We start from the raw sequence: 21,732 nt of genomic DNA on the forward strand, positions 1-21,732 counted from the left end.
CGGCTTCAGATCGGCGGCAACCGCCAGTCAATCGGCGCCTCGCCATTCTGCTCAAGAAACTTGTTGGTGCGGCTGAAGTGCCCGCAGCCCAGAAACCCGCGATACGCCGACAAGGGCGACGGGTGCACCGAGGTCAGCACAAGGTGCTTGGTGGCATCGATCAGCTTCTGCTTGCCCTGCGCATGGGCGCCCCACAGCAGAAACACCAGATGCGGCTGATGCTCACTGACCACTTCGATAATCCGATCGGTGAAGAACTGCCAGCCCTTGCCCGCATGGGCATTGGCGTTGGCACGCTCCACCGTCATGGTGGTATTGAGCATCAGCACGCCCTGGTCAGCCCAGCTTTGCAGGTAGCCGTGATTGGGAATGTCGATGTTCAGGTCGCGCTTGAGTTCTTTGTAGATGTTGACCAGCGACGGCGGCGCCGGCACGCCCGGCTGCACCGAAAAGCACAGGCCGTGGGCCTGGCCGGGACCGTGATAAGGGTCCTGGCCGAGAATCACGACCTTGACCTTGTCCAGCGGCGTGGAGTTGAGCGCGTTGAAAATCAGCGGGCCCGGTGGATAGATTTCCTTGCCAGCGGCATGCTCCTGTCGCAGAAACTCGCGCAACTGCGCCATGTAGGGCTTGTCGAATTCCTCTCGCAGGGCGTGCTTCCAGCTGGGTTCGAGTTTGATACGGTCGCCGTCGGTCATGGTGGGTTCATCGTGCAGAAAAAGAATGGGCGAACCCTAGGAAACGTGCCCCCGCTTGTCAATTGATCTGACACACCACCGGCACTTTCCCAAGGAGCGATCATACTGATCCTTCACCTTCTCGATTTGAGGTCACGATGAATCTGCACTTCGAAGAGCTGACCGGCAGCGGCGGCGCCCGTATCGGCATCGCCAGCCTGGACGCTGAAAAATCCCTCAACGCCCTTTCCCTGCCCATGATCCTGGGCCTCGGCGAACGCCTGGAAGCCTGGGCCAAAGACCCGAATATCGTTTGCGTGCTGCTGCGCGGCAGCGGGCCCAAGGCCTTTTGCGCCGGTGGCGAAGTGCGCAGCCTGGCCCAGGCGTGCCTTGAGCAACCCGGCGAGGTACCGGCCCTGGCCGCACAGTTTTTCGCCGCCGAGTACCGCCTTGACTACCGTCTGCACACTTACCCCAAGCCGGTGATTTGCTGGGGCCACGGCTACGTGTTGGGCGGCGGCATGGGCCTGCTGCAAAGTGCCTCAGTGCGCATCGTCACGCCCGGCAGCCGCCTGGCCATGCCGGAGATCAGCATCGGCCTGTACCCGGATGTGGGCGCCAGCAGCTTCCTGTCGCGCCTGCCCGGCAAACTCGGCTTGTTCCTGGGCCTGACCGGCGCGCATATCAATGGCCGCGACGCCCTGGACCTGGGCCTGGCCGACCGTTTCCTGCGCGACGACCAGCAAGACGAACTGCTCGAAGGCCTGCTGCAACTCAATTGGCAGGAACAGAGCGCGATGCAACTCAACAGCCTGCTCAAGGCCCTGGCCCGAGAGGCCGTCGACCAGCAGCCCGAAGCGCAATGGCTGCCACGCCGTGCGCAAATCGACGAGTGGCTGGACGTGGGCGATGTGCGCTGTGCGTGGCGCGCCTTGAGCCAGTTAGATGATCACGCCGACCCGCTGCTGAGCCGCGCCGGCCAGACCCTCAGCGAAGGCTGTCCGCTGACCGCGCACCTGGTGTGGGAACAGTTCCAGCGCGCGCGCCATCTGTCGCTGGCCGAGGTGTTCCAGATGGAATACACCATGACGCTCAACTGCTGCCGTCATCCGGAATTCAGTGAGGGGGTTCGCGCGCGATTGATCGACAAGGATCAGAAACCGCGTTGGCACTGGCCCGATATCAATACAGTGCCTGAAGCCGTGGTGCAGGCGCATTTCCATAAGGCGTGGGAGGGACGGCATCCGCTGGCGGATTTTTCCTACTTCTGACAGTCATAGTCGCGGTTTGGCGAGCGTGAACGAGCAATTGTCGGGTTGACTGTCTTGGCAGATATACACCTCTTGCTCAAGCGGATCCTTGGCGATCTGCCAATGCAAGGTGCTCGTCAGCGAAATAGCTTCAGCGACGCCCGGTTTTCCTGGGCGCAAGGCGACGCGCTGGCCGCTGCCGGTACGGTAAACGCATTTATCCAAGCGACCGTTTTCGCGCTCCTGATCCTTCTCCGGTATGAAAATCGCGCCAATGAACCGGTCAACGAAATCACGATGATCAACCTTTGAACTGAGCCAAGGGAACCGTATGTCAGACGTCAGAAAGAAGCCATCAACGTATCTGATCGTCGACGGATAGGGACAGCCAAACGCGTCATGGGCTTGGGCCAAGCTGCCAGCCATCAAGAAATACAGACAAACCAACTTTTTGATCATTTCCAGAGTTCCATCTATTCCCTGATTACTTCGAGGGCACAACGGCCGACGTCAGTGAAATACATTTGAACCCGATAAGATACCTGTTAATTCTGACAGTACCGACGAACGGTACCCACAAAAAAACGGCGCATTGTGCGCCGTTTTTATTGTTCAACATTTAACGATGGCCGCCGCGGCCTCCCCCGTGGTCACCACCACGCCCGCGTCCACCGTTATGCCAACGGTCACCCCATCCCTGGTTCGGATAAGGTCGGTACCCGGCGCGTGGCCCGTAATAGCGCGGAGCCGGTTGGTAATAACGCGGCGCCGGGTAGTAACGCGGCGCCGGCGTGTAATAGCGAGGGGCCGGATAGTAATCGCGCCGGTACTGATACGTCGGGCCGCCGCCGTAGTAATACACCGGTGCGGGTTCGGTGTAGACCTCGGAGCGATAGTAAGTGGTGGTGCCCTCGTAGTAGGGCACGCAGCCGGAAAGAGTCAGGCCGAGCAATGCAGCAAGCAGCAGTCGTCGATACATGGCGGCCTCCTGGACCGCGGAAGAGCACCTCCAGCGACGCTGGAGAGCGGCATTCAGCCTTCGCTAAATGACGAAATATCTGACAACAAAAACTGAATACGGTGCGTTTTGGTAATAACTTGATACAAGCTCCCCGAATGCATGTCTGGCCTGACTATTGCTTTACCGTCGGTCGAGCCAACCCGTGAATTCACGGACCATTTCTGCACACGATGAAACTTTAAACAAATCGATCATGTCACTATGCCATCGCACAACGGCACGGAGGCTCTAGCGCGAGCACCCTACCCTTATATCCCGGATTTCCGCCATGAAGATTTCAACCAAGCTGCTGCTCTCCTTCGTACTGTGCGCGTTCATTACCCTGGGCGTCGGCGCACTGGGCATCAAAGGCGTGATCCGTCTGGCTTCGGCCCTCGATTTAACGTTTTCCAACAATCTGGTCTCGGTCAGCAACACGGCGGCGACCCTCAATGGCCTGGTTGCCCACAACCGCGGCTTGTACCGGTTGCTGGATGCCAGTCATGGCGATGTGGCCCAGCAAGACCGTGAACGCGTGCGCCAGGACATTGCCGCCCAACTCAAGGCCGGCCTGAGCGCTTACGCCACCTATCGCACCACCCCCCTCGAAGATGACGAACGCGCTGCAGGGGACAAGTTTGATCAATTAATGCCCGGCTACATCAGCAGTTCCGAAGGCATCATTGCACTGCTCGATGCAGGGCAGACAGAACAGGCAAGAGTGCAACTCAACACCACCAACAACGAAATGTTCAGGCAGGCCCGCGAACTGATCCGCGCGATCATCGATTCCAACAGCCGGCAGATCAAAGAAGGCTCGATCGAGGCCGATGAGCTGCGCAGCAGCGCCATGAACTGGATGATTGGCGGCATCGTGCTGGCCTTCATCATCGCTATCACGGTCGGCCTGCTGATCACCCGCCTGATCACGCGCCCCATCGCCCAGGCCGTGGCAAGCGCCCAACGGATTGCCCAGGGCGACCTGACTCACGCGATTCTCACCGATCGCACCGATGAAGCCGGGCAACTGCTGATGGCGATTTCGGATATGCAGGGCGGTCTGAAAACCACACTGCTGGAAATCGCCAACGCTTCGGACCAACTGGCGTCCGCTGCTGAAGAACTGAGTGCGGTGACCGACGAGAGCACACGCAGCCTCACCCGCCAGAACGACGAAATCCAGCAAGCCGCCACCGCCGTCAACCAGATGACCGCAGCCGTCGACGAAGTGGCCGGCAACGCCGTGTCAACCTCCGAGGCCTCGAACCAGGCCACCACGGAAGCCGAAGAAGGCCAGCAGCAAGTGGAACAGGCCGTTTCCGGCATGAGCTCGATGGTGGTGGAAATCAACGACTCGACGCAATCGGTCGCCGACCTCGCCAATCAGGTTCGCGAAATCGGCAAGGTGATCGATGTGATTCGCGGCATCGCCGACCAGACCAACCTGCTGGCGCTCAATGCGGCCATCGAAGCGGCCCGCGCGGGCGAGCAAGGCCGCGGTTTTGCGGTAGTCGCCGACGAGGTGCGCGCATTGGCCCATCGCACCCAGACCTCCACCGTGGACATTGAAAAAATGATCGGCGAAGTCCAGGCCGGTGCCGACGATGCCGTGGCCGCGATGAACAAGAGCCTCACCTGGGCCAATAACACCCAGACCCTGGCACAGAACGCCGGGCATGCCCTGCAGCGGATTACCAGCAGCGTGGCGAAGATCAACGAACGCAACCTGGTGATCGCCTCCGCGTCCGAAGAACAGGCTCAAGTGGCCCGCGAAGTCGACCGCAACCTGCTGAACATCCAGGACCTGTCGACCCAGACAGCCGCCGCTGCCAACCAGACCAACGCCTCCAGTCAGGACCTGTCGCGTCTGGCGACCTCGTTCAATGTGCTGGTCAGCAAGTTCAAGCTGTAAGTAGCCTGGCGTGGGTGCGCGCTGTATCGTGCAAGGCAACCTTGCTCGATACCGCCAGCCCCATGACCACGCCCACCCTTTGCCCCGCCTGCGGCGCCCCCAATGATTGCACCCTCGCCGACCCGCGCACTGCAGGCATGGCCTGCTGGTGCTTCAGCGTCAGCATCGACCCGGCGCTGCTCCAGGCCCTTCCCGATGAGCTACGCAACAAGGCCTGCCTGTGCCCCCGTTGCGCCCAGGTGGACGAACACTTGCGCAACCCAGATGCGCGTTGATCGCTTGCTCAGCAACCTGCCGCGCTTCAATCGCAAGCAGGTACGCGTGTTATTGGTGGAACGGCGAGTGAGCGTCGATGGGGTGGCGGTCAGCGATCCGCATCATGACGTGCGCGAATTCAGCCGGGTATGCGTGGACGATGAGGTGGTGCAAGCCGGTAAACCGGCGCGCTATTTCATGCTGCACAAACCCCGGGGCTGCGTGAGCGCCACAGCGGACCCGCAACACCCCACAGTCCTGGACCTGCTGGATGAACCGGACAAGCACGAGTTGCATATCGCCGGTCGCCTGGACTTCAACACCACCGGCCTGCTGCTGATCACCAACGACGGCCAGTGGTCACGGCGCCTGACGCAACCAACGACCAAGCTGCCCAAGGTCTACCGGGTTGAAACCGAGCAGGATATCGGCAACGAGTACGCGGCGACATTCAAGGCGGGCCTGTACTTTGCCTTCGAAGACCTCACCACCCAACCGGCCGAGCTTCAATTGCTGGGCCCGAGAACCGCGCGACTGAGCATCATCGAAGGCCGTTATCACCAGGTAAAACGCATGTTCGGGCATTTCGACAACAAGGTGCTGGCCTTGCACCGCGAGCGCATGGGGCCGCTTGAGTTGGATAGCGGGCTGGCGCCCGGCGAGTATCGCGCGTTGCGCCCGCAAGAGATCCAGCAAGTCTGAGGCCCATCGGCATTGCCTGCCTGTCATAAAGCGAGTGCAGAGTGGTTTGCGCGCTCTACCCGCTTGCCAGGAGTCTTACGACATGACGCCAGAAATCGCTGTGTTGGATATGCAGGGTCAGTACCGGGTTTACACGGAGTTATACCGCGCGGACGCGGCTGAAAAGACCATCGTCCTGGTCAACGGCTCGATGGCCACCACGGCTTCCTTCGCCCAGACCGTGAAAAGCCTGCACCCGCAATTCAATGTGGTTCTGTACGACCAGCCCTACGCCGGCCGTTCCAGAATCCACAACCGCCATGAGCACATGCTCACCAAGGAGGTCGAAGGCCAGCTCCTGCTGGACCTCATCGACCACTTCGCCGCCGAGCATGTGCTGTCCTTCTCCTGGGGCGGCACGGCGGCGCTGGTGGCCTTGTCCCAGCAGCCCCGGCGCGTGGAAAAGGCGGTGATCAGCTCGTTCTCCCCGGTGATCAATGCGCCCATGCGTGACTATCTTGAACGGGGCGCCGATTACCTCGGCAACCGCGACCGCCACCGCGTCGGCCATCTGGTTAACAGCACCCTCGGCAAGCACCTGCCGTCGTTGTTCAAGCGCTTCAACTACAAACACGTCAGCGGCCTGGCCGAGCACGAATACGGGCAGATGCATTTTCACATCAGCCAGATGCTGGACGGTGATCGACAGTATTACCTCAAGGCAGCCAAGGCCATCGACGTACCGGTGCTGTTCATCAACGGCGAATGGGACGAATACACCTGCCCCCAGGATGCCCGGTTGTTCGGGCAGCATGTGGCGCACAGCAGCTTCAGCACCATTCAGGCAACCGGGCATTTCCTCGACATGGAACACAAGGCAGCCTGCCGCGACAGCCGGGAGGCGGTGGTGGGATTCTTGAAGGGGCAACGGCCGTTGAGCCGGTTGAGATGTCAGCAGGGACGGACGCAGCAGGCATTCGCACTCTGAAATGCCATCGCTGCGGAAGCGACAGCAAACTCATAGATTTTTGAAGAAAAACTTCAAATTGCGGCGAACATCTGGTACAAAGTCAGCCGCTTTGAGCGGGTATAGTTTAGTGGCAAAACGAAAGCTTCCCAAGCTTTAGTTGAGGGTTCGATTCCCTCTACCCGCTCCACTCTTTTTGGGTCCGACGTCGCAGTTTTTTTGACGGAAGATGCATGAAAAACCGGTCCGAATGGCCGGTTTTTTTATGGCTGCCATTTGAGTCAGGCATCAGACAATCCACTCAAGACCTGTACAAACCAATAATTCTGTACAACTATCTACCCTTGAGCGCCGGCAAGACGCTGCGCGCGATCAAGGAGCCAGGCCATGCCGCGCCTTCTGGTTTCACTGTTGCTGATACTCAGCCTGGGTGGCTGCGCCCATGTGGGCGTCGAGCACTATGCCAATCAGCAACCGCAATTGGATCTGCAGCGTTTCTTCAGCAAGCCCGTCAAGGCCTGGGGGATATTCGAAAAACGCTCGGGCGAAGTGGCCAAGCGTTTCGAGGTGGACATCACCAGCCGGCGTGAGGGCAATGCGCTGATTCTCGATGAGCGATTTCTATACAGCGATGGCACGCGCCAGCAGCGGGTGTGGACGCTCACCCCCGATGGCCCCGGGCGCTGGCGTGGGCGCGCCGGTGATGTCGTGGGCGAGGCCATCGGCGAAGTGGCCGGCAATGCGCTGCGCTGGCGCTACCGGCTCAACCTGCCGGTGGATGGTTCTGTGTACGAAGTCAGTTTTGACGACTGGATGTACCTGATGGATGAAGACACGCTGATCAACCGTTCGAGCATGTCCAAGTTCGGCGTTGAGTGGGGCCAGGTCACGTTGTTCTTTCGTCGCCAATAAACCTGAACGCGAGGGTGAATCATGAATGTGCAAATGTTGACCGAACTGGCCGAAAAAGGCGCAATACGTGAGCTGGAGCTACTGTCGCTGGAGGGCGGCTTTTACATTGCTCGCGTGAAACTCGACGACGGCGAACTGACCTTGCTGGACGAACATGGCAAGACCCTGCGCCTGCGTTCCACTACCCATCTGCGCGACCTGTTGCAACGCGTTCCGCCATTTCCCTGTGTGCTGGTGCAGCAGTGCGTGCATGACGAAATGTGCGGCACGCGTGCAGGACCTATCGGTGCCTTGCGCATTCCGTTTTCGCTCGCGGCGACGCACTAGGCGCTTCGCCTGCGTCGCAAAACCTCGCAATACCTCTCTCCGGCGCCGTTCCGAGGCGCTCATACACTGCAGTGACCACTCACCGAAATACCGCTCATCAATTACCGGTGGGTAGAGTGTTGATATTTTATTTTCTGTGGTTATAGTCGCCACCAACACCCACCACAAGGAGGTGTTGTGGATAGTCGATACTTGATAGGTCATATCGTTGCGGATGGCTAGTACCTGGTGCGTATCAGAGGCAGTCATCACCACTACAAACACCCGACCAAGCCGGGACTGGTGACGATTCCTCATCCAAAAAAGGATCTGTTGGACAAGACTGCCAAAAGCATTTTGAAACAGGCTCTGCTGAGTTGAACGTCTGTGGAGGACAAACCCATGCTGTACCCCATCGCAATTTCAACCGGTGACAAAGACCACGCCTGGGGCGTGGAAGTCCCGGATATTCCTGGCTGCCATTCGGCCGGCGACGACCTGGACGACGCCATGGCCATGGCCCGCGAAGCCATCGAAGGACACTTCGAAATCCTTGCCGAAGACGGCTCGCCGATTCCCGGCGCGCAAAAAGTCACGGTGCATGCCGCCAACCCCCAATACGCCGGCTGTATCTGGGCAGTGGTGGACATCGATGTCACCCGCTATCTGGGCAAGGCGCAAAAACTCAACATCACCTTGCCTGGCTATCTGCTTAATCGCATTGATGACTATGTGCTACACCACCCGGAAGAAAAAAGCCGTTCAGGTTTTCTGGCATCGGCAGCACTCAAGGTACTACAGAACGGCCACTGACCCAGGAGCGCGCTCATGCCCCACGAATACACCCTCATGCCCTCCCCCGTCGGCCAGCTCACCCTGGTGGCGCGCGCCGGCAAGCTCGCGGCCATCCTGTGGGAAACGGAGCGCGCCAACCGTGTTCGCCTGGGTGATTTGATCGAGACCGGCGATAACCCGGTGCTGCTGGAAACCGAACGCCAGTTGACCGAATATTTCGCCGGAACGCGCAACCATTTCGAGCTGGAGCTGGATTTTGTCGGCACCGACTTTCAGAAGCAGGTCTGGCAAGCGCTGTTGACCATTCCCTTCGGCGAAACCCGCAGCTACAGCCAGATTGCCTCGCAGATCGGCAACCCCACCGCCGTTCGCGCAGTGGGCGCCGCCAACGGTCGCAACCCCATCTCGATCATTGCGCCGTGTCATCGCGTCATTGGCGCATCGGGCACCTTGACCGGGTTTGCCGGGGGGCTTGAGGCCAAGCAGTACCTGTTGACGCTGGAAAACCGCAACCAAGCCAACCTGGTGTTCTGATTACACCTGTGCAACCGGGCCCCGCACAAAGGTCTGATAATCGAACAAGCGCTCGAAACCCAGGCTTTGATAGAGCGACGTAGCCCCCGTAGTCGCCTCAAGAAAACAGAGCCGCCCGCCCAGGCGCCAGGCATGAAGCAGCACTGTCTGGATCAATCGAGTGCCATAGCCCTTACCGCGAAGACCCGCGACGGTACCAAAATCGTTGATGCGCGCCGCCCCGTCACACATCGACAACGTCAACGAAGAAGCCACCTGGCCCTCGACAGACAAAACGAAGTGGTACAACGCCTCACCCGCCTCAAGAGCCCGCTCATGCCGCAGCTGATAATGCGCGACCTCTGCGGGAGCCGACGAGAACGCACTGGCAAGCGGGACGGCCCACTGTGTGAGGTCGCGGGTCAGGCTGATCTGCGCAGCCGCCGCACTGGGCGATGGCGTGAACGACACCCATCGAAGGGCCATTGCGGTGGTCATTTCGGCCGCCTGAAAATCGAGGTTCGTGAGCAGCTCACGCAACACCTCAACCTTTTGCTCGTGAATGACCAGGCGCACAGGCAGCGCGGTACGGCGGATCAAATCCAGCGCAGCGGCCAGCTCATCGCCCGACGGCACGCACCCCAGCCGAATGATGAGCAGGTTCTGCGGACCATCGTCTTCATCAATGACATAAGCGCTGACGCACGAACCGTAGCGGCGATACGGCAAGCAGGTCGTGGAATAAAAATGTTCGTCGGTTTTTTGATAGAGCGCACTCAGCTCACAGGCGCTGTCATTGGGCATGGGCAACATCCAGGCAAAAACCCAGTCTTGGAGGTGACGCAGCTACGTGCTGTAGGCCGACTCCTAAAAGAGGATCAAAAAAGCGTCGCCTGGCTTGGGAAGTTAACTGTAAAAAGAAATTTCACAGGCCAGCCACGGTCGATATGGTCATCACCCACTTCAAAGGAAAAAGGTCATGAAATTCGCCGCCATCTCGCAATCCCTGTCCCGCTGGGCAGGCAGTGCCCGGACGTTCTATGCCGCCGTCGCATTGATTTGCTTGTGGAGCCTGAGCGGGCCGTACTTCCACTACAACGACACCTGGCAATTGATCATCAATACCTCGACCACCATCATCACGTTTCTGATGGTGTTCCTGATCCAGAACACGCAAAACCGCGACAATGACATCCTGCACATCAAGATCGATGAACTGCTGCGCGTCTCCAAGGATGCGCAGAATGCGGTGCTGAGTCTGGATGGGCTCGACCGTAAAGAACTCGAAAAACTACGCCAGGAATACCGCAGCATCGGCAAAACCGGCACCGTCAGTTTGAACAGCAGTTGCGGCATCGCTGCCGACGATGCCGAACAAGTCAGGACCGACCTGAACCAGGCATGAAAAAACGGCGGTTGGATCTGATCCAACCGCCGTTTTTCATTTCAGGCCAGCCTCTCAACCGTCGCCTTGATGGCCTTTGCCATAAGTCGACGCCAGCGCACGGGCCTTTTGCAAACGCTCCTCCAGCTTGGGCAGCGTCTCATCCACCAGGGCCTTTATTTCCGGCACGCTGGAAGCCGCACCCTCGCGCTTGAACAGGGCGATGGCGTCTTCGTTTTCCTTGACCTGCTGCGCCGTATAGGCGGCGTCGAACGAGTCGCCATCCTTGAGCTCGGGCATCAGGGTTTCGGCCTTGTCGACAATTTTCTCGCGCGGCGCCACGGGCAGCTCGAGCTTCTTGGCGATGGCCGCCAGGTGCTGGTTGGCCAGCGTGCGCTCGTTGATCACCTCAATGGTGTAGTCCTTGATTTCCTGGGACGAGGTCTTGGAATGGGCCATGCGACTGGTTTCGATATCGGCCATGCCTTTGGCCGAGGCCTGCTCAATGAATTCGGCAGGCGACTGGGCGAAAGCATTGCTGGCGCCGAGGCCCAGCAGCATCGCGAAACTGGCGGTGCGTAACCGGATAGCCATGCGGCTCATGATGGGTTCCTCCAGGGCAAAAATAGGTGCGAGGACATACACCTCGCCCTGAATTCGAATTTTCAGGGCGGTAAAGGTTTAGAAAAAACTTTTCAGTGCGACGAACGGTCGCCGCTGCTTCAGGCAGGCTTGCTGCCGAACAGGCCCGGCAACGCGTGGGCCAGGGCATTGATAGCGAAGCCGATGAACATCACGCCGCACAGCCGGGTGATCAGGATTTCGTGGCGCTGATACACCATGCGCACGCGCTGGGCGCCGACCACGCCGATCAGAATCGTATAGGCCAGCAGGCCGCCTATAAAGCTCAGGAAAATCAGCGACGGCAGCATCGCCCAGGTCAGCAATTCGGCGCGGCTGGAAAGTAATGCCGTGAATGTCGCAACCGCCACCGGGTACGCCTTGGGATTGGTCAGGCCAAACAGGATGCCGTGCCAGAACGGATGCCGCGCCGCGCCCTGAGGTGCATCACTGTTGCGACGCTGGGTGCGAATCGCGCGCCAGCCGAGCCAGAACAGATACAGCCCGCTGAGCACGCCGAGCACGTCGAATGCCGTGCTGCCGACCTCGCGCGCGCCCACAATCGCAATCAGCGCGGTGCTGCACCACAGCACGTCCCCCAGCAAATGCCCGCACAAAAATCCCGCGCCGGCACGGCGGCCACGGGAAGCACCAATGCCGAACACCGCCAGCACGCCCGGACCTGGCGTAATACCGTAGATGAAGCCTGAAGCAAGGACGGCGAGCAGCAGGGATGGGGTCATGGGCGTGACTCTGACGGATGGTTGAGGTGTACGGATTCTGCACGTTCCGGCGTCATGGGTAAAACTTCATGCCTGTGTAAGGTTTGTCACGACAGGCTTGCAGACGCGATGCCAGATCGCCAACGTGGACCTCGAGCTTGTGCCCATCAGGGTCGAGAAAATAGTAGGAAGCGCCCTCACTGCGGTTATCACGCCATTCCTGCACACCCGCGGCCCTGAGGCGCTCTACCAATGCATCAAAATCACGCGGATGCGTGCTGAATGCGTAGTGGGTGTAATCAACCGCCAGCGTCGGGTCGCGCAGCGGGTCGAGGGACAAACAGAGCCACAACCCAGGCAGCGAGAGGTAAGCGCCGTTGTCCCAGGTTGCATCGAGCTGCAAGCGCAACAGCTCGTGGTAGAAGCGCAGGCTGCGTTGCACATCGACGACGGCCAGCGTGAGGTGATTGAGTCCCGAAAGCATACTGTCGTTTTCCTGTTATCAACGGCCTTCGCACAATACACCCCGCACCTGCCCACTCAACCACTGCAACCCTGCATCTCCACCCCGCCGCGCATGCCACGCCAATTCAAAAGCAAACGTGGGGATATGAAACGGCGGTGGCACGGCCAGCAGTTGCTCTTGATCAATGGCCAGGACTCCCCGCGATGACACTGTGAGGATCAGATCCGTGCCCTCAATCAACCGCGGCGCGACGCCCCAGTGGGGCAGGCTGATCGCCACATGCCGCCGCTCCCGAATCGCTTTCAAGGCGCGTTCGATTTCCGGGGTGCCGCTGCCGCGCATCTCCAGCAGTATATGAGGCCGCGACAGGTAAGTCGGCAAGTCGAGCACGCCGCTGTCCGGCAGGCTGTTGCGGTCCACCAGACAGGTGTAGTGCTCTTCGAACAGCGGTGTAGTGCGCAGTTCGGCCGGCGTGTCCGGGAAGACGCCGGCGGCCAGGTCCAGATCACCATTGAGCACACCGTCGATCATGCCTTCCCGGCTGGTCTGGACGATCTGCAAGTCGATACCCGGTGCCTCCCGGCGCAACGCGCGCACCAGCTGCGGCAAAAAAATCGCCGCGCCGTAGTCCGACATCGCCACGCGGAACCGACGCTTGGCGGTCGCCGGATCAAACCGGTTCGGCGCCAGCAATGCCTGCACCTGGGCCAGGGCTTCGGCCAAGGGAGTGGTCAGCTCCAGCGCGCGGGCAGTAGCAACCAGCGCACCGCCCTGCCGCACCAGCAATGGGTCGCCGAGCAGGTCGCGCAGGCGTGCCAGTGCATGGCTCACCGCCGGCTGGCTCAGGTGCAGGCGCTCGGCGGCACGGGTGACGTGTTGCTCACTGAGCAAGGCGTCGAGAATGACCAACAGGTTGAGGTCGATGCGTCGCAGATCATTCATCAGCTGCATGCCATCCATACGTAATTGGAATTTAAATTTGCGCGACGAATACCCTAGAGTCCAGCAAAACCTCTGGGAGATTCGACATGACGACGTTGCAATGGGCCGGGTTATTGCTCTTGGCCGTAATCGCCGGGGCGGTGGTGCCGTTTCAAAGTGCGATCAACGCCAGCCTCGGGCGCGGGCTCGGCCACCCGCTCTGGGCCACGCTGGCGTCATTGCTGGTGAGCATCATCGTGCTGCTGCCGGTAATCCTTGCCCTGCGCCTGCCGTTGCCAAGCCTGGCATTTATCACCCAGGCCCCGCTGTGGATGTGGGCCGGTGGCGCGTTCGGCGTGTGCTTTATTTCGCTGGCGCTGATGCTGCTGCCCAAACTCGGTGCCTCGGGGTTTATCGCCCTGGCCATGGCCGGGCAGATTCTCGCATCGCTGCTGCTCGACCACTTCGGCCTGTTCGGCCTGGCCGAACGCCAACTGAATACGCCCCGAGTGATCGGCGCGCTGTTGTTGATGGGCGGCGTGGTAATGATCCAATTCAGCAGCACACCTGCACGGGCGCTGGGGGCGGCGGGTTGATCAGCGGCGGTGGCGCCAAATAACAGCACGCTCAAAAGATCGACTGCGTGGTTACAAAACCAGTACTGCACAATACAGACAAACGCACTATCAGCTTGTAGCTTACCCTCCAAAAAAAAAGGATAAGCCAGCCCTTGAAAAACACCACCGCACTCATCCTCGCCTGCAGCGCCGCTTTCCTCGCTCAAGCCGGCATCAGCAGCTACTTGCCGGCAGTCCCGGCCATCGCCCACTCCCTGACAGCCGCAGAAGAGCTGGTGGCAATGGCCATTGCGGTGTATCTGGTGGGCATGGCACTGCCGATGTTGCTATGGGGCAGCCTGGGCGAGCGATTTGGCAGAAAGCCGGTATTGCTTGCAGCGCTGGCGTTGTACGCACTGGCGAGTGCGGCAATTGCGTTGGCGGGCAATGTCGAACTCTTCCTGGCAATGCGGCTGATTCAGGGCCTTGGCGCGGGTGGCGTTTCGGTGATGGCGCGCGTGCTGGTCCGCGACAATTTCAGCGGTGCATTGCTGGCCAAGGGGTTGTCATGGTTGGGGATGACCTTCGTGATTGCCTTGGGCCTGAGCCAGTTCGCAGGCTCGCTGCTGCAGATGGCATTCGGCTGGGAAGCGATCTTTTATACCTTGGCGCTGGGGGCCAGCGTGCTGATGGTGGTGGTGCAACGCATGATAGTTACGACGCGTATGAAGGCCGCCCGTTTGCTCTGCGCATTGCGTGTCTACACACAGATCGTACGACATCCACCTTTCTTGTACGCGGCACTCGCCGGCGGGCTGGGCTATGGCGTGATCATCGTGTTCAACACATGTGCACCGCTGATTCTGCAAGGCCGCTTTGGGTGGAGCGCGGCGCAATATGGCTGGCTGGGCTGGCCGATCAGCGGCGCATATCTGACAGGGGCGTTGCTGGTCAATCGCGTCGTCGCGCGCGTGGGGCGGTTGACCATGATGAGCGTCGGCAGTGCGCTGGTGTTGCTGGGCACGGCGATCATGCTGTTAGGCAGTGTATTTGCCGGCGCACTGGCGGTGCTGCTGTGGATGCCCTATTGCCTGGCATTGGTGGGGCAGTCGATGAGCTATCCCATCAGCTTATCCATGGCCAATGATCAGTCTCCGGTCAGTGGCGCTTACGCCATGGCCTTGAGCGGGTTCATTCATCAATTGATCGCGGCGCTGATCGGCGGCGTGGCGAGCCTGCTGGTGAGTGAGCAGGCATGGCCCTTTACGCTGCTGTGCGTAGTGCTGGCGAGTACTGCCTGCGCCTGTGTGGCTCGCTGCCGGGCGATCTAAAACGCACTGCGAAAAACCTCCTCAATCTGCCGTTGATCTGCCCGACGAGGGTTGGTCAGCCCGCATGCGTCCTTCAACGCATTGCTGGCCAGCAGTGGAATGTCCTGCAACTTGGCGCCGAGTTCGCGCAGGCCAGCGGGGATTTCCACGTCGTGGGACAGTTTGCGGATCGCGGCGATGGCGGCCTGGGCGCCCTCTTCGGCAGTAATGCCGGTGATATCGGCCCCCAATGCGCGCGCCACGTCACTCAGGCGCCTGGCGCAGACACTGGCGTTGAAGCTTTGCACGTGGGGCAGCAAGACCGCGTTGCACACGCCGTGGGGCAAGTCATAAAAGCCGCCCAACTGGTGCGCCATGGCATGCACGAAACCCAGTGACGCATTGTTGAAGGCCATCCCGGCGAGGAACTGCGCATACGCCATGTTCTCCCGGGCGCCTTTGTCGCTGCCGTCGTGCACCGCCAGGCGCAGGTTGGCGCTGATCAGCTCAATGGCCTTGATCGCGCAGGCATCGGTAATCGGCGTGGCGGCGGTGGACACGTAGGCTTCGATGGCATGGGTCAGGGCGTCCATGCCGGTGGCGGCGGTGAGGCCCTTGGGCATGCCGACCATCAGCGCAGGATCGTTGACCGACAACAACGGCGTGACGTTGCGGTCCACGATGGCCATTTTCACGTGGCGGGTTTCGTCAGTGATGATGCAGAAGCGGGTCATCTCGCTGGCGGTGCCGGCGGTGGTATTGATGGCCACCAGCGGCAGTTGCGGCTTGCTCGACCGGTCGACGCCTTCGTAGTCGCCGATACGCCCGCCATTGGTGGCGCACAACGCGATGCCCTTGGCGCAGTCATGGGGCGAGCCGCCGCCCAGGGACACCACGAAATCACAGGCGCTCTGCTGCAACAGCGCCAGGCCTTTCTCGACGTTGTCCACGTTGGGGTTGGGCCTGGCACCGTCGTAGATCACCGAGTCGATGTCCTGCAGCGCCAGCTTCTCGGCAATCATGCCGGCCACGCCCGCCTTGGCCAGGCCCGCGTCGGTCACGATCAGCGCCTTGCGAAAAGCGTAGTTGCGAATGGCGAGCATGGCGTCGTCCAGGCAGTCGGCGCCCATGATGTTGACGGCGGGAATGAAGAAGGTGCTGCTCATGGTCAATCCTCGGAGGCGTTAGGCCGACAGGATCAACCCTTGCCGCACGGCGCATGTTGATCAGGATCAATGCCCGCTCGTGATAAAGTCACCGTCCAGCCGATTTTGAGTAGACCCACCGCAATGAAGGATTTCCAGGATATTGACGCCCACCTTGAAGACTGGACCGCGCTGCGTGCTGCCCTCGACTTCAGTGGGATTCTGATCGGCAATGGCGCCAGCCGCACGATTTGGGAAGACTTTGCCTACGACTCGCTGTTTGAAAACGCGCGCACCGTCGAAGAAAAGCCCTTGGGCGCATCCGAACTCAGCGTATTCGACGCCCTGCAAACCCGCAGTTTCGAGCAGGCCCTGGGCGCACTGAAAACCACCAGCCGGGTCAACAAGGCACTGGCGGTCAGCTCGGCGGCGCCGCGCAACCGCTATTACGCGATCAAGGAAGCGCTGATCAACACCATCCACGCCGTGCATATCCCGTGGCGACTGGTGCAGCCGTCGACACTGGCGACGATCAACCATGAATTGCAGCGTTACGCGACGGTGTTCACCAGCAACTACGACTTGCTCAATTACTGGGCGATCCTGCACACGCCAGGCATCGACGACCTGTTCCGCAGCGCCGACGCCCACTTCGACCTGCGCGACACCCGCACCGACGCCACGCGCATTCTGTACCTGCACGGCGGCCTGCACCTGGTGCGTAACCTCGACGGCACCGCGCGCAAACTGGCGTCCACCGACAGCACCCTGCTCAGCAGTTTTGCGATCAACAATACGATCAAGACCCTCGACGACGTGCCGCTGTTCGTCAGCGAAGGCACGGTGCAAGAGAAGCTCAAGACCATCCGCAGCTCGGATTACCTGTCGTTCTGCTATGAACAGTTGCTCAGCCACGAGGGCGCGCTGTGCATCTTCGGGCATGACCTGGGGCCCCAGGATCAACACCTGGTGGATGCCATTCGCCAAGCGGATGTGAGCAACCTGGCGATCGCGGTGTCGGGGCGCAGTGAGGGGTTTATCCGCCAGCAGAAAAGGCGCTATTCGCAGTTGTTTGACGGCACGGGCGTGGCACTGAGGTTCTTTGCCGCACGTACCCATCCACTGGGCAACCCGGCACTGTCCGTCCCGGTTGAGCGTTGATCAAACGGTGGGAGGCTGCGCCAGGTCTTGCAGTAGCCATGTGGCGAGCAGGCTTGTCCTGCGTTGGGCTGCGCAGCAGCCCCAATACCAGGCGCTAAGCCGTATCAGGTACACCGCGCTTTCCTTAAATTGTGGGCGCTTCGCCCCCCAACGCGGGGCAAGCCCGCTTGCCACAAAAGGCCCGCTCGCCATAGGGAGGTGGTTGCCACAGTCATTACGCCAGGGTCAATAGCCGCCGCGCCGCGCCTGCAACGCCTGGAACACTTGAAAGAAGTCCTCGCCGAACCCTCGCCCCGCAGGCAAGAAGCCCTTATGCTGCACCGCTTCGAAGGCCTGGGCGCAGCTCGCCCTGCTGCATTGCAAAAGGCATCTTCAATCCGCCCCCGGCACGGAGCAGCCAGAATGAACCGCCTGAGCGACACCGACGCCCTCGACAACGAAGCACGCGACGCCATCGATGCCCAGGCCGCCAGCTGGTTTGCACGCAACCGCAACCACCTGAGCCGCACCGAGCGCAAAGCCTTTGCCGCCTGGCAGTCGGTGCCTGCGCATGCGCAGGCCTACGCCGAATTCGAACAGCTGTGGGCCGACCTCGCCCAACTCCAACAACTGAACAAACCCGTGGCGTTGATAGCACGCAAAGCGTCCCTCTGGCGCTCGGCCCTGGCCGTGGCGGCCGGCGTGCTCTGCGCCGTGCTGGCCACGCACCTGGGCGCGCCCCGCGAGCCTTATCAGGGCCAGTTGGCGGCCCACGCCAAGGGCATGCGCGACCTCGACCTGCCCGATGGCAGCACCCTGTATGTAAACGCCAACACCCACATCCGTGTGGACTTCACCGCGCATCAACGCATTCTTCACCTGGACCAGGGCCAACTGTACATCGACGTCGCCGCCGACAAGGAACGCCCCCTGTACGTGCAGGCCGGCACCGCGACTGTGCGGGCGGTGGGCACGGGTTTCGATGTGCGCCGCAGCCAGCAGCAACTGGTGGTCAGCGTCGCCCATGGCCAGGTGGCGTTCGAGCCGGACGCGAACACACCCGTCGCTCTGCTTGGCGCCCGGCAACGCGCGATTTACAGCTACGCCCAAGGCGCGTTGCAACAGCAATCCCTCACCGCCGAAGAGGTGGCCGACTGGCGCAGCGGCCACTTGTCGTTTCGCAATCAGGAACTGGCCAGCCTGATCGACGAGCTGAGCCTGTATCGCCCTCAGGCGCCGCTGCAGGTCAACAAGGCAGTTGCAGCGCTCAAGGTGTCGGGCAACCTGGATGTGAATGACCCCGACGCCCTGCTCAATGCCCTGCCCGCGCTGCTGCCGGTGAAAACCGTAGCCTCGGCGGACGGTGTCCTGCGGATCGAACCAAGCCAATAGCTCCACGCATGAAAATATTTTCCGGCGCTGAGCGGCGACAATTGGACCGCGTTCAGCTCAAGAAACCATCCGCGCGCAGCAGGGTTTCCAGGCAGTGCTCAGTGATGTGATAGAACGCCTTCAGCGCCTGGATTTTCGCCAGCAACTGCGCATTGTCCAACGGCTGCGAGCGCTTCACCGCGAGGATCATCTTGTTCTTGTTGGTGTGTTCCAACGAAATGAACTCGAACACCTTGGTCTCATAGCCACAAGCCTCAAGGAACAGCGCCCGCAGACTGTCCGTGACCATTTCCGCCTGTTGGCCCAGGTGCAGACCGTATTGCAGCATCGGCTTGAGCAACGCCGGACTCTGGATCTGCAGCCGAATCTGTTTGTGGCAGCACGGCGAGCACATGATGATCGATGCGCCGGAGCGGATGCCGGTGTGGATCGCGTAGTCGGTGGCGACATCGCAGGCATGCAGGGCGATCATCACGTCCAGTTCGCTCGGCGCCACGCTGCGCACGTCCCCGCATTTGAACACCAGCCCAGGGTGTTCCAGACGAGCGGCGGCGGCGTTGCACAGGCTCACCATGTCTTCGCGCAGCTCTACGCCAGTGACCTCGCCTTCGGCCTTGAGGGTGTTGCGCAGGTAATCGTGAATCGCAAACGTGAGGTAACCCTTGCCCGAGCCGAAATCGGCAACACGCACTGGTTGGTCGAGTTTGAGGGGCGACGAGGTCAGTGCATGGCTGAACACTTCGATGAACTTGTTGATCTGCTTCCACTTGCGCGACATCGACGGGATCAGCGCCTGCCTGGCGTCGGTCACGCCCAGGTCGGCGAGGAACGGTCGGCTCAGGTCGAGGTAGCGGTTCTTCTCACGGTTATGCTCGGCAGACGGTGCTTCGCGCAGTTGTTGCGGTTTGCTTTTGAACAGCGAACTTTTGTTCTTCTTGCTGTACTCCAGCTGGACTTCATCGGTCAGCGACAGCAAGTGCGCGTTCTTGAATGACGCAGGCAACAGCTCGGCAATCGCCGCCACGCCCTCGGCCAAGGGGAAATTCCTGGTGATATCGCGGGTCTTGTAGCGATAGACGAAGGACAGGCACGGCTGGTCCTTGACGGTGACCGGCTTGATGATCAGGCGCTGCAGGTCGGCTTCCTCACCGACGTACTTGGCCAGCACCAGCTTGATAAAAGCGTTCTGCGCAAGGCTTGCGTTCAGCAGCTCAATGAACTGGGCATGATGATCCGGCGCGGGGCTTGCGGGTTTAGCGGTGACGGACATGAACAAAAACGCCTCGGGCAGGGAATGTCGGGCATTTTAGGGGGGATGGCGGTTGGGGGCACGGAGTTATTTGATCAACGGTCACCACAACATACCACTGTGGGAGCAAGCCCCCTCCCACAGTTGGCATGCGGTTGCCCGGACTATTCGAGCACGACCAGTCGGTTAGGCAGCTCATTGCGCGTCTGCGTCACCGGCACATGCACCTTGAGCAACTCGCCGCACGCCTCGATGCACGCAATAAACCCGGCGAGCGTCTGCCCCTGTTTCACTTGCTGGGTAAATGCCTTGACGATGGCGTCCCAACTGCTGTCATCCAGGCGTGTGGAAATGCCGTCGTCGACAAGGATCTCCACATAACGCTCCGCCTCGCTGACAAAAATCAGCACCCCGGTGCTGCCCAGCGTGTGGTGCAGGTTCTGCTCCAGGAACTGGCGCCGCGCCAAATTGGACGCGCGCCAATGACGCACCGAACGCGGGATCAGGCGGGTGGTGACCCAAGGCAGACGAAACAGCAGGCACAGCACGATGAACGTCGCCCATTGCGCCAGCAGCAACGTGTACATGGTCATGTAGCCCGACAGGTAATGCACGATACCCGGCACCACCAACGCGATCAGGCTGGCCCACAACAGCGGGATGTAGGCGTAGTCGTCGGCACGCGCCGCCAGCACGGTCACCAGCTCCGCGTCGGTCTGTTGCTCGACCCGCGCAATCGCTTCGGCGACCTGGCGTTGTTCGTGTTCAGTCAGTAATGCCATGGTTGTACATGCCCATTTTTAGTTGTTGTCATCACCAGCCACCTGAAGCACCGCCGCCGCCAAACCCACCGCCGCCGCCCCGGAATCCACCACCGCCACCGCCTCCCCCGCCGCCGCGACCGCTGCTGCTGAGGATCGCCAGCAGGATTGCACCCACCGGCAGGCCCATGCGATTGCACAGCCACAGCACGCCGATCAGCAGCACAAACAGGCCGATGGAAAACCCGGGGTTATCCACAGCGAAATTCGCATCCGCCACATGGGCCGGCACGGCCAACGGCTCACCGCCCACCACCTGGATCATCGCCGCCACGCCGTCGCTGATGCCCTGGCTGAAATGGCCGGCCTTGAACTTGGGCGCGATCACCTGATTGATGATCACCCAGGACTGCGCATCGGTCAGCACACCTTCCAGGCCATAGCCGACTTCGATGCGCAATTTGCGCTCATCGCGGGCGACGATCAACAGCGCGCCGTTGTCCTTGCCCTTCTGCCCGATGCCCCAGGCGCGGCCCAATTGATAACCGAAGTCTTCAATGGGCACGCCCTGCAGGTCCGGCACGGTGACCACCACGATCTGGTCGCCCGAGGTTTGCTCCAGCGCCTGCAACTGCCGGGTCAACTGCTCGCGCACCGCCGGGTCGATCATCTGGGCGTTATCCACCACCCGCCCGGTCAGTGCCGGGAAGTTCAGCGCCGCTTGGGCTGCGCCCACGCAGGCCAACAGCCACAGCGCCAGACCTATCCGTAATAAACGCATCGCCACCTCAGGAAA

At 60.7% G+C, this 21,732-nt stretch carries 27 protein-coding genes and 1 tRNA gene; 16 read left to right on the forward strand and 12 right to left on the reverse strand.

The features are described 5' to 3' along the window. Positions 1–5 precede the first annotated feature (5 nt). Positions 6–698: a uracil-DNA glycosylase gene (ung, locus tag TU75_RS07315; protein WP_003233900.1), complete on the reverse strand. Its 693-nt coding sequence runs from the start codon at positions 696–698 to the stop codon at positions 6–8. A gap of 137 nt (positions 699–835) precedes the next feature. Here ung and TU75_RS07320 point away from each other — a divergent pair, with 137 nt between their 5' ends. Beyond that, entirely contained in the window at positions 836–1,948 is a 1,113-nt protein-coding gene (locus TU75_RS07320; RefSeq protein WP_060548565.1) for an enoyl-CoA hydratase/isomerase family protein, read from the forward strand. 3 nt (positions 1,949–1,951) lie between these two features. Here TU75_RS07320 and TU75_RS07325 read toward each other — a convergent pair whose 3' ends face one another. Together TU75_RS07325 and TU75_RS07330 are read right to left on the reverse strand one after the other, a co-directional pair. Beyond that, entirely contained in the window at positions 1,952–2,386 is a 435-nt protein-coding gene (locus TU75_RS07325) for a DUF3757 domain-containing protein (RefSeq protein WP_060548566.1), read from the reverse strand. Positions 2,387–2,546: 160 nt separating this feature from the next. Continuing rightward, positions 2,547–2,906 (reverse strand): hypothetical protein, encoded by a 360-nt coding sequence (locus TU75_RS07330; protein ID WP_003233895.1) that lies wholly within the window; start codon positions 2,904–2,906, stop codon positions 2,547–2,549. 310 nt (positions 2,907–3,216) lie between these two features. Here TU75_RS07330 and TU75_RS07335 point away from each other — a divergent pair, with 310 nt between their 5' ends. The 10 genes from TU75_RS07335 (at position 3,217) to TU75_RS07375 (ending at position 9,289) form a co-directional block, all read left to right on the forward strand. Continuing rightward, the gene (locus tag TU75_RS07335) at positions 3,217–4,839 is read left to right on the forward strand and encodes a methyl-accepting chemotaxis protein (protein WP_003233893.1); all 1,623 of its coding nucleotides are present in this window, start codon (positions 3,217–3,219) and stop codon (positions 4,837–4,839) included. A 62-nt stretch (positions 4,840–4,901) separates the two neighbouring features. Continuing rightward, complete coding sequence (locus TU75_RS07340) at positions 4,902–5,114, forward strand: cysteine-rich CWC family protein (protein ID WP_032870483.1); 213 nt, start codon at positions 4,902–4,904, stop codon at positions 5,112–5,114. Next, positions 5,104–5,796 carry a pseudouridine synthase gene (locus TU75_RS07345; RefSeq protein ID WP_003233889.1) on the forward strand — a complete coding sequence of 231 codons (693 nt, stop codon included), beginning with the start codon at positions 5,104–5,106 and terminating at the stop codon, positions 5,794–5,796. The genes TU75_RS07340 and TU75_RS07345 overlap by 11 nt, the downstream gene beginning before the upstream one ends. Before the next feature lie 82 nt (positions 5,797–5,878). Continuing rightward, positions 5,879–6,763 (forward strand): alpha/beta fold hydrolase, encoded by an 885-nt coding sequence (locus TU75_RS07350; protein WP_060548567.1) that lies wholly within the window; start codon positions 5,879–5,881, stop codon positions 6,761–6,763. A gap of 95 nt (positions 6,764–6,858) precedes the next feature. Next, a tRNA-Gly gene (locus tag TU75_RS07355) sits at positions 6,859–6,932 on the forward strand. Positions 6,933–7,129: 197 nt separating this feature from the next. Next, positions 7,130–7,654, forward strand: a complete 525-nt coding sequence (locus TU75_RS07360; protein WP_003233886.1) for a DUF3833 domain-containing protein — start codon at positions 7,130–7,132, stop codon at positions 7,652–7,654. Between the two features lie 21 nt (positions 7,655–7,675). Then, on the forward strand, positions 7,676–7,981 hold the full coding sequence (locus TU75_RS07365; RefSeq protein WP_060548568.1) for a DUF6482 family protein: 306 nt from the start codon (positions 7,676–7,678) through the stop codon (positions 7,979–7,981). Positions 7,982–8,206: 225 nt separating this feature from the next. Next, entirely contained in the window at positions 8,207–8,341 is a 135-nt protein-coding gene (locus TU75_RS26320; RefSeq protein ID WP_231982047.1) for a type II toxin-antitoxin system HicA family toxin, read from the forward strand. 21 nt (positions 8,342–8,362) lie between these two features. After that, complete coding sequence (locus TU75_RS07370) at positions 8,363–8,773, forward strand: type II toxin-antitoxin system HicB family antitoxin (RefSeq protein ID WP_060548569.1); 411 nt, start codon at positions 8,363–8,365, stop codon at positions 8,771–8,773. Between the two features lie 15 nt (positions 8,774–8,788). After that, positions 8,789–9,289, forward strand: coding sequence for a methylated-DNA--[protein]-cysteine S-methyltransferase (locus TU75_RS07375; RefSeq protein ID WP_060548570.1), 501 nt, complete (start codon positions 8,789–8,791; stop codon positions 9,287–9,289). Here TU75_RS07375 and TU75_RS07380 read toward each other — a convergent pair whose 3' ends face one another. After that, a complete protein-coding gene (locus tag TU75_RS07380; protein ID WP_060548571.1) occupies positions 9,290–10,072 on the reverse strand; it encodes a GNAT family N-acetyltransferase in 783 nt (260 codons plus the stop codon). A gap of 175 nt (positions 10,073–10,247) precedes the next feature. Here TU75_RS07380 and TU75_RS07385 point away from each other — a divergent pair, with 175 nt between their 5' ends. After that, positions 10,248–10,673, forward strand: a complete 426-nt coding sequence (locus tag TU75_RS07385) for a low affinity iron permease family protein (RefSeq protein ID WP_003233873.1) — start codon at positions 10,248–10,250, stop codon at positions 10,671–10,673. 54 nt (positions 10,674–10,727) lie between these two features. Here the strand turns inward: TU75_RS07385 and TU75_RS07390 are convergent, their stop codons facing one another. From TU75_RS07390 to TU75_RS07405, 4 genes are all read right to left on the reverse strand, one after another. Beyond that, on the reverse strand, positions 10,728–11,255 hold the full coding sequence (locus TU75_RS07390; RefSeq protein ID WP_015371472.1) for a DUF4142 domain-containing protein: 528 nt from the start codon (positions 11,253–11,255) through the stop codon (positions 10,728–10,730). A 119-nt stretch (positions 11,256–11,374) separates the two neighbouring features. Next, positions 11,375–12,016 carry a LysE family translocator gene (locus TU75_RS07395; protein WP_003233870.1) on the reverse strand — a complete coding sequence of 214 codons (642 nt, stop codon included), beginning with the start codon at positions 12,014–12,016 and terminating at the stop codon, positions 11,375–11,377. Between the two features lie 52 nt (positions 12,017–12,068). After that, complete coding sequence (gene fos / locus TU75_RS07400; protein WP_060548572.1) at positions 12,069–12,479, reverse strand: fosfomycin resistance glutathione transferase; 411 nt, start codon at positions 12,477–12,479, stop codon at positions 12,069–12,071. A gap of 18 nt (positions 12,480–12,497) precedes the next feature. Next, complete coding sequence (locus TU75_RS07405) at positions 12,498–13,412, reverse strand: LysR family transcriptional regulator (protein ID WP_060548573.1); 915 nt, start codon at positions 13,410–13,412, stop codon at positions 12,498–12,500. Positions 13,413–13,489: 77 nt separating this feature from the next. Here TU75_RS07405 and TU75_RS07410 point away from each other — a divergent pair, with 77 nt between their 5' ends. Both TU75_RS07410 and TU75_RS07415 read left to right on the forward strand, forming a co-directional pair. Next, positions 13,490–13,978 (forward strand): DMT family transporter, encoded by a 489-nt coding sequence (locus TU75_RS07410; RefSeq protein ID WP_003233864.1) that lies wholly within the window; start codon positions 13,490–13,492, stop codon positions 13,976–13,978. Positions 13,979–14,112: 134 nt separating this feature from the next. Next, positions 14,113–15,270, forward strand: coding sequence for an MFS transporter (locus tag TU75_RS07415; RefSeq protein ID WP_060548574.1), 1,158 nt, complete (start codon positions 14,113–14,115; stop codon positions 15,268–15,270). Here TU75_RS07415 and yiaY read toward each other — a convergent pair. After that, positions 15,267–16,415: an L-threonine dehydrogenase gene (gene yiaY, locus TU75_RS07420; RefSeq protein ID WP_060548575.1), complete on the reverse strand. Its 1,149-nt coding sequence runs from the start codon at positions 16,413–16,415 to the stop codon at positions 15,267–15,269. The two genes, TU75_RS07415 and yiaY, sit on opposite strands and share 4 nt — an antisense overlap. Positions 16,416–16,538: 123 nt before the next feature. Between yiaY and TU75_RS07425 the strand changes: the two genes are divergently transcribed. Then, the gene (locus TU75_RS07425; protein WP_003233860.1) at positions 16,539–17,555 is read left to right on the forward strand and encodes a DUF4917 family protein; all 1,017 of its coding nucleotides are present in this window, start codon (positions 16,539–16,541) and stop codon (positions 17,553–17,555) included. Between the two features lie 402 nt (positions 17,556–17,957). After that, positions 17,958–18,926, forward strand: a complete 969-nt coding sequence (locus TU75_RS07430; protein ID WP_060548576.1) for a FecR family protein — start codon at positions 17,958–17,960, stop codon at positions 18,924–18,926. Positions 18,927–18,978: 52 nt separating this feature from the next. On the opposite strand, the gene TU75_RS07435 is transcribed toward TU75_RS07430, so the two are convergent. From TU75_RS07435 to TU75_RS07445, 3 genes are all read right to left on the reverse strand, one after another. After that, positions 18,979–20,196, reverse strand: coding sequence for a class I SAM-dependent methyltransferase (locus TU75_RS07435; protein WP_060548577.1), 1,218 nt, complete (start codon positions 20,194–20,196; stop codon positions 18,979–18,981). Positions 20,197–20,339: 143 nt separating this feature from the next. Next, positions 20,340–20,957, reverse strand: coding sequence for a TPM domain-containing protein (locus TU75_RS07440; RefSeq protein ID WP_003233854.1), 618 nt, complete (start codon positions 20,955–20,957; stop codon positions 20,340–20,342). Positions 20,958–20,988: 31 nt separating this feature from the next. Beyond that, entirely contained in the window at positions 20,989–21,717 is a 729-nt protein-coding gene (locus TU75_RS07445) for a TPM domain-containing protein (protein WP_003233852.1), read from the reverse strand. Positions 21,718–21,732: the final 15 nt, after the last annotated feature.

It is taken from the genome of Pseudomonas poae (assembly GCF_001439785.1).
Taxonomy (GTDB): Bacteria; Pseudomonadota; Gammaproteobacteria; order Pseudomonadales; family Pseudomonadaceae; genus Aquipseudomonas; species Aquipseudomonas poae.

Coding starts and splice junctions, on each gene's coding strand:
- ung (WP_003233900.1), bottom strand. CDS start 698: ATGACCGACGGCGACCGTATCAAACTCGAACCCAGCTGGAAGCACGCC.
- TU75_RS07320 (WP_060548565.1), top strand. CDS start 836: ATGAATCTGCACTTCGAAGAGCTGACCGGCAGCGGCGGCGCCCGTATC.
- TU75_RS07325 (WP_060548566.1), bottom strand. CDS start 2,386: ATGATCAAAAAGTTGGTTTGTCTGTATTTCTTGATGGCTGGCAGCTTG.
- TU75_RS07330 (WP_003233895.1), bottom strand. CDS start 2,906: ATGTATCGACGACTGCTGCTTGCTGCATTGCTCGGCCTGACTCTTTCC.
- TU75_RS07335 (WP_003233893.1), top strand. CDS start 3,217: ATGAAGATTTCAACCAAGCTGCTGCTCTCCTTCGTACTGTGCGCGTTC.
- TU75_RS07340 (WP_032870483.1), top strand. CDS start 4,902: ATGACCACGCCCACCCTTTGCCCCGCCTGCGGCGCCCCCAATGATTGC.
- TU75_RS07345 (WP_003233889.1), top strand. CDS start 5,104: ATGCGCGTTGATCGCTTGCTCAGCAACCTGCCGCGCTTCAATCGCAAG.
- TU75_RS07350 (WP_060548567.1), top strand. CDS start 5,879: ATGACGCCAGAAATCGCTGTGTTGGATATGCAGGGTCAGTACCGGGTT.
- TU75_RS07360 (WP_003233886.1), top strand. CDS start 7,130: ATGCCGCGCCTTCTGGTTTCACTGTTGCTGATACTCAGCCTGGGTGGC.
- TU75_RS07365 (WP_060548568.1), top strand. CDS start 7,676: ATGAATGTGCAAATGTTGACCGAACTGGCCGAAAAAGGCGCAATACGT.
- TU75_RS07370 (WP_060548569.1), top strand. CDS start 8,363: ATGCTGTACCCCATCGCAATTTCAACCGGTGACAAAGACCACGCCTGG.
- TU75_RS07375 (WP_060548570.1), top strand. CDS start 8,789: ATGCCCCACGAATACACCCTCATGCCCTCCCCCGTCGGCCAGCTCACC.
- TU75_RS07380 (WP_060548571.1), bottom strand. CDS start 10,072: ATGCCCAATGACAGCGCCTGTGAGCTGAGTGCGCTCTATCAAAAAACC.
- TU75_RS07385 (WP_003233873.1), top strand. CDS start 10,248: ATGAAATTCGCCGCCATCTCGCAATCCCTGTCCCGCTGGGCAGGCAGT.
- TU75_RS07390 (WP_015371472.1), bottom strand. CDS start 11,255: ATGAGCCGCATGGCTATCCGGTTACGCACCGCCAGTTTCGCGATGCTG.
- TU75_RS07395 (WP_003233870.1), bottom strand. CDS start 12,016: ATGACCCCATCCCTGCTGCTCGCCGTCCTTGCTTCAGGCTTCATCTAC.
- fos (WP_060548572.1), bottom strand. CDS start 12,479: ATGCTTTCGGGACTCAATCACCTCACGCTGGCCGTCGTCGATGTGCAA.
- TU75_RS07405 (WP_060548573.1), bottom strand. CDS start 13,412: ATGCAGCTGATGAATGATCTGCGACGCATCGACCTCAACCTGTTGGTC.
- TU75_RS07410 (WP_003233864.1), top strand. CDS start 13,490: ATGACGACGTTGCAATGGGCCGGGTTATTGCTCTTGGCCGTAATCGCC.
- yiaY (WP_060548575.1), bottom strand. CDS start 16,415: ATGAGCAGCACCTTCTTCATTCCCGCCGTCAACATCATGGGCGCCGAC.
- TU75_RS07425 (WP_003233860.1), top strand. CDS start 16,539: ATGAAGGATTTCCAGGATATTGACGCCCACCTTGAAGACTGGACCGCG.
- TU75_RS07430 (WP_060548576.1), top strand. CDS start 17,958: ATGAACCGCCTGAGCGACACCGACGCCCTCGACAACGAAGCACGCGAC.
- TU75_RS07435 (WP_060548577.1), bottom strand. CDS start 20,196: ATGTCCGTCACCGCTAAACCCGCAAGCCCCGCGCCGGATCATCATGCC.
- TU75_RS07440 (WP_003233854.1), bottom strand. CDS start 20,957: ATGGCATTACTGACTGAACACGAACAACGCCAGGTCGCCGAAGCGATT.
- TU75_RS07445 (WP_003233852.1), bottom strand. CDS start 21,717: ATGCGTTTATTACGGATAGGTCTGGCGCTGTGGCTGTTGGCCTGCGTG.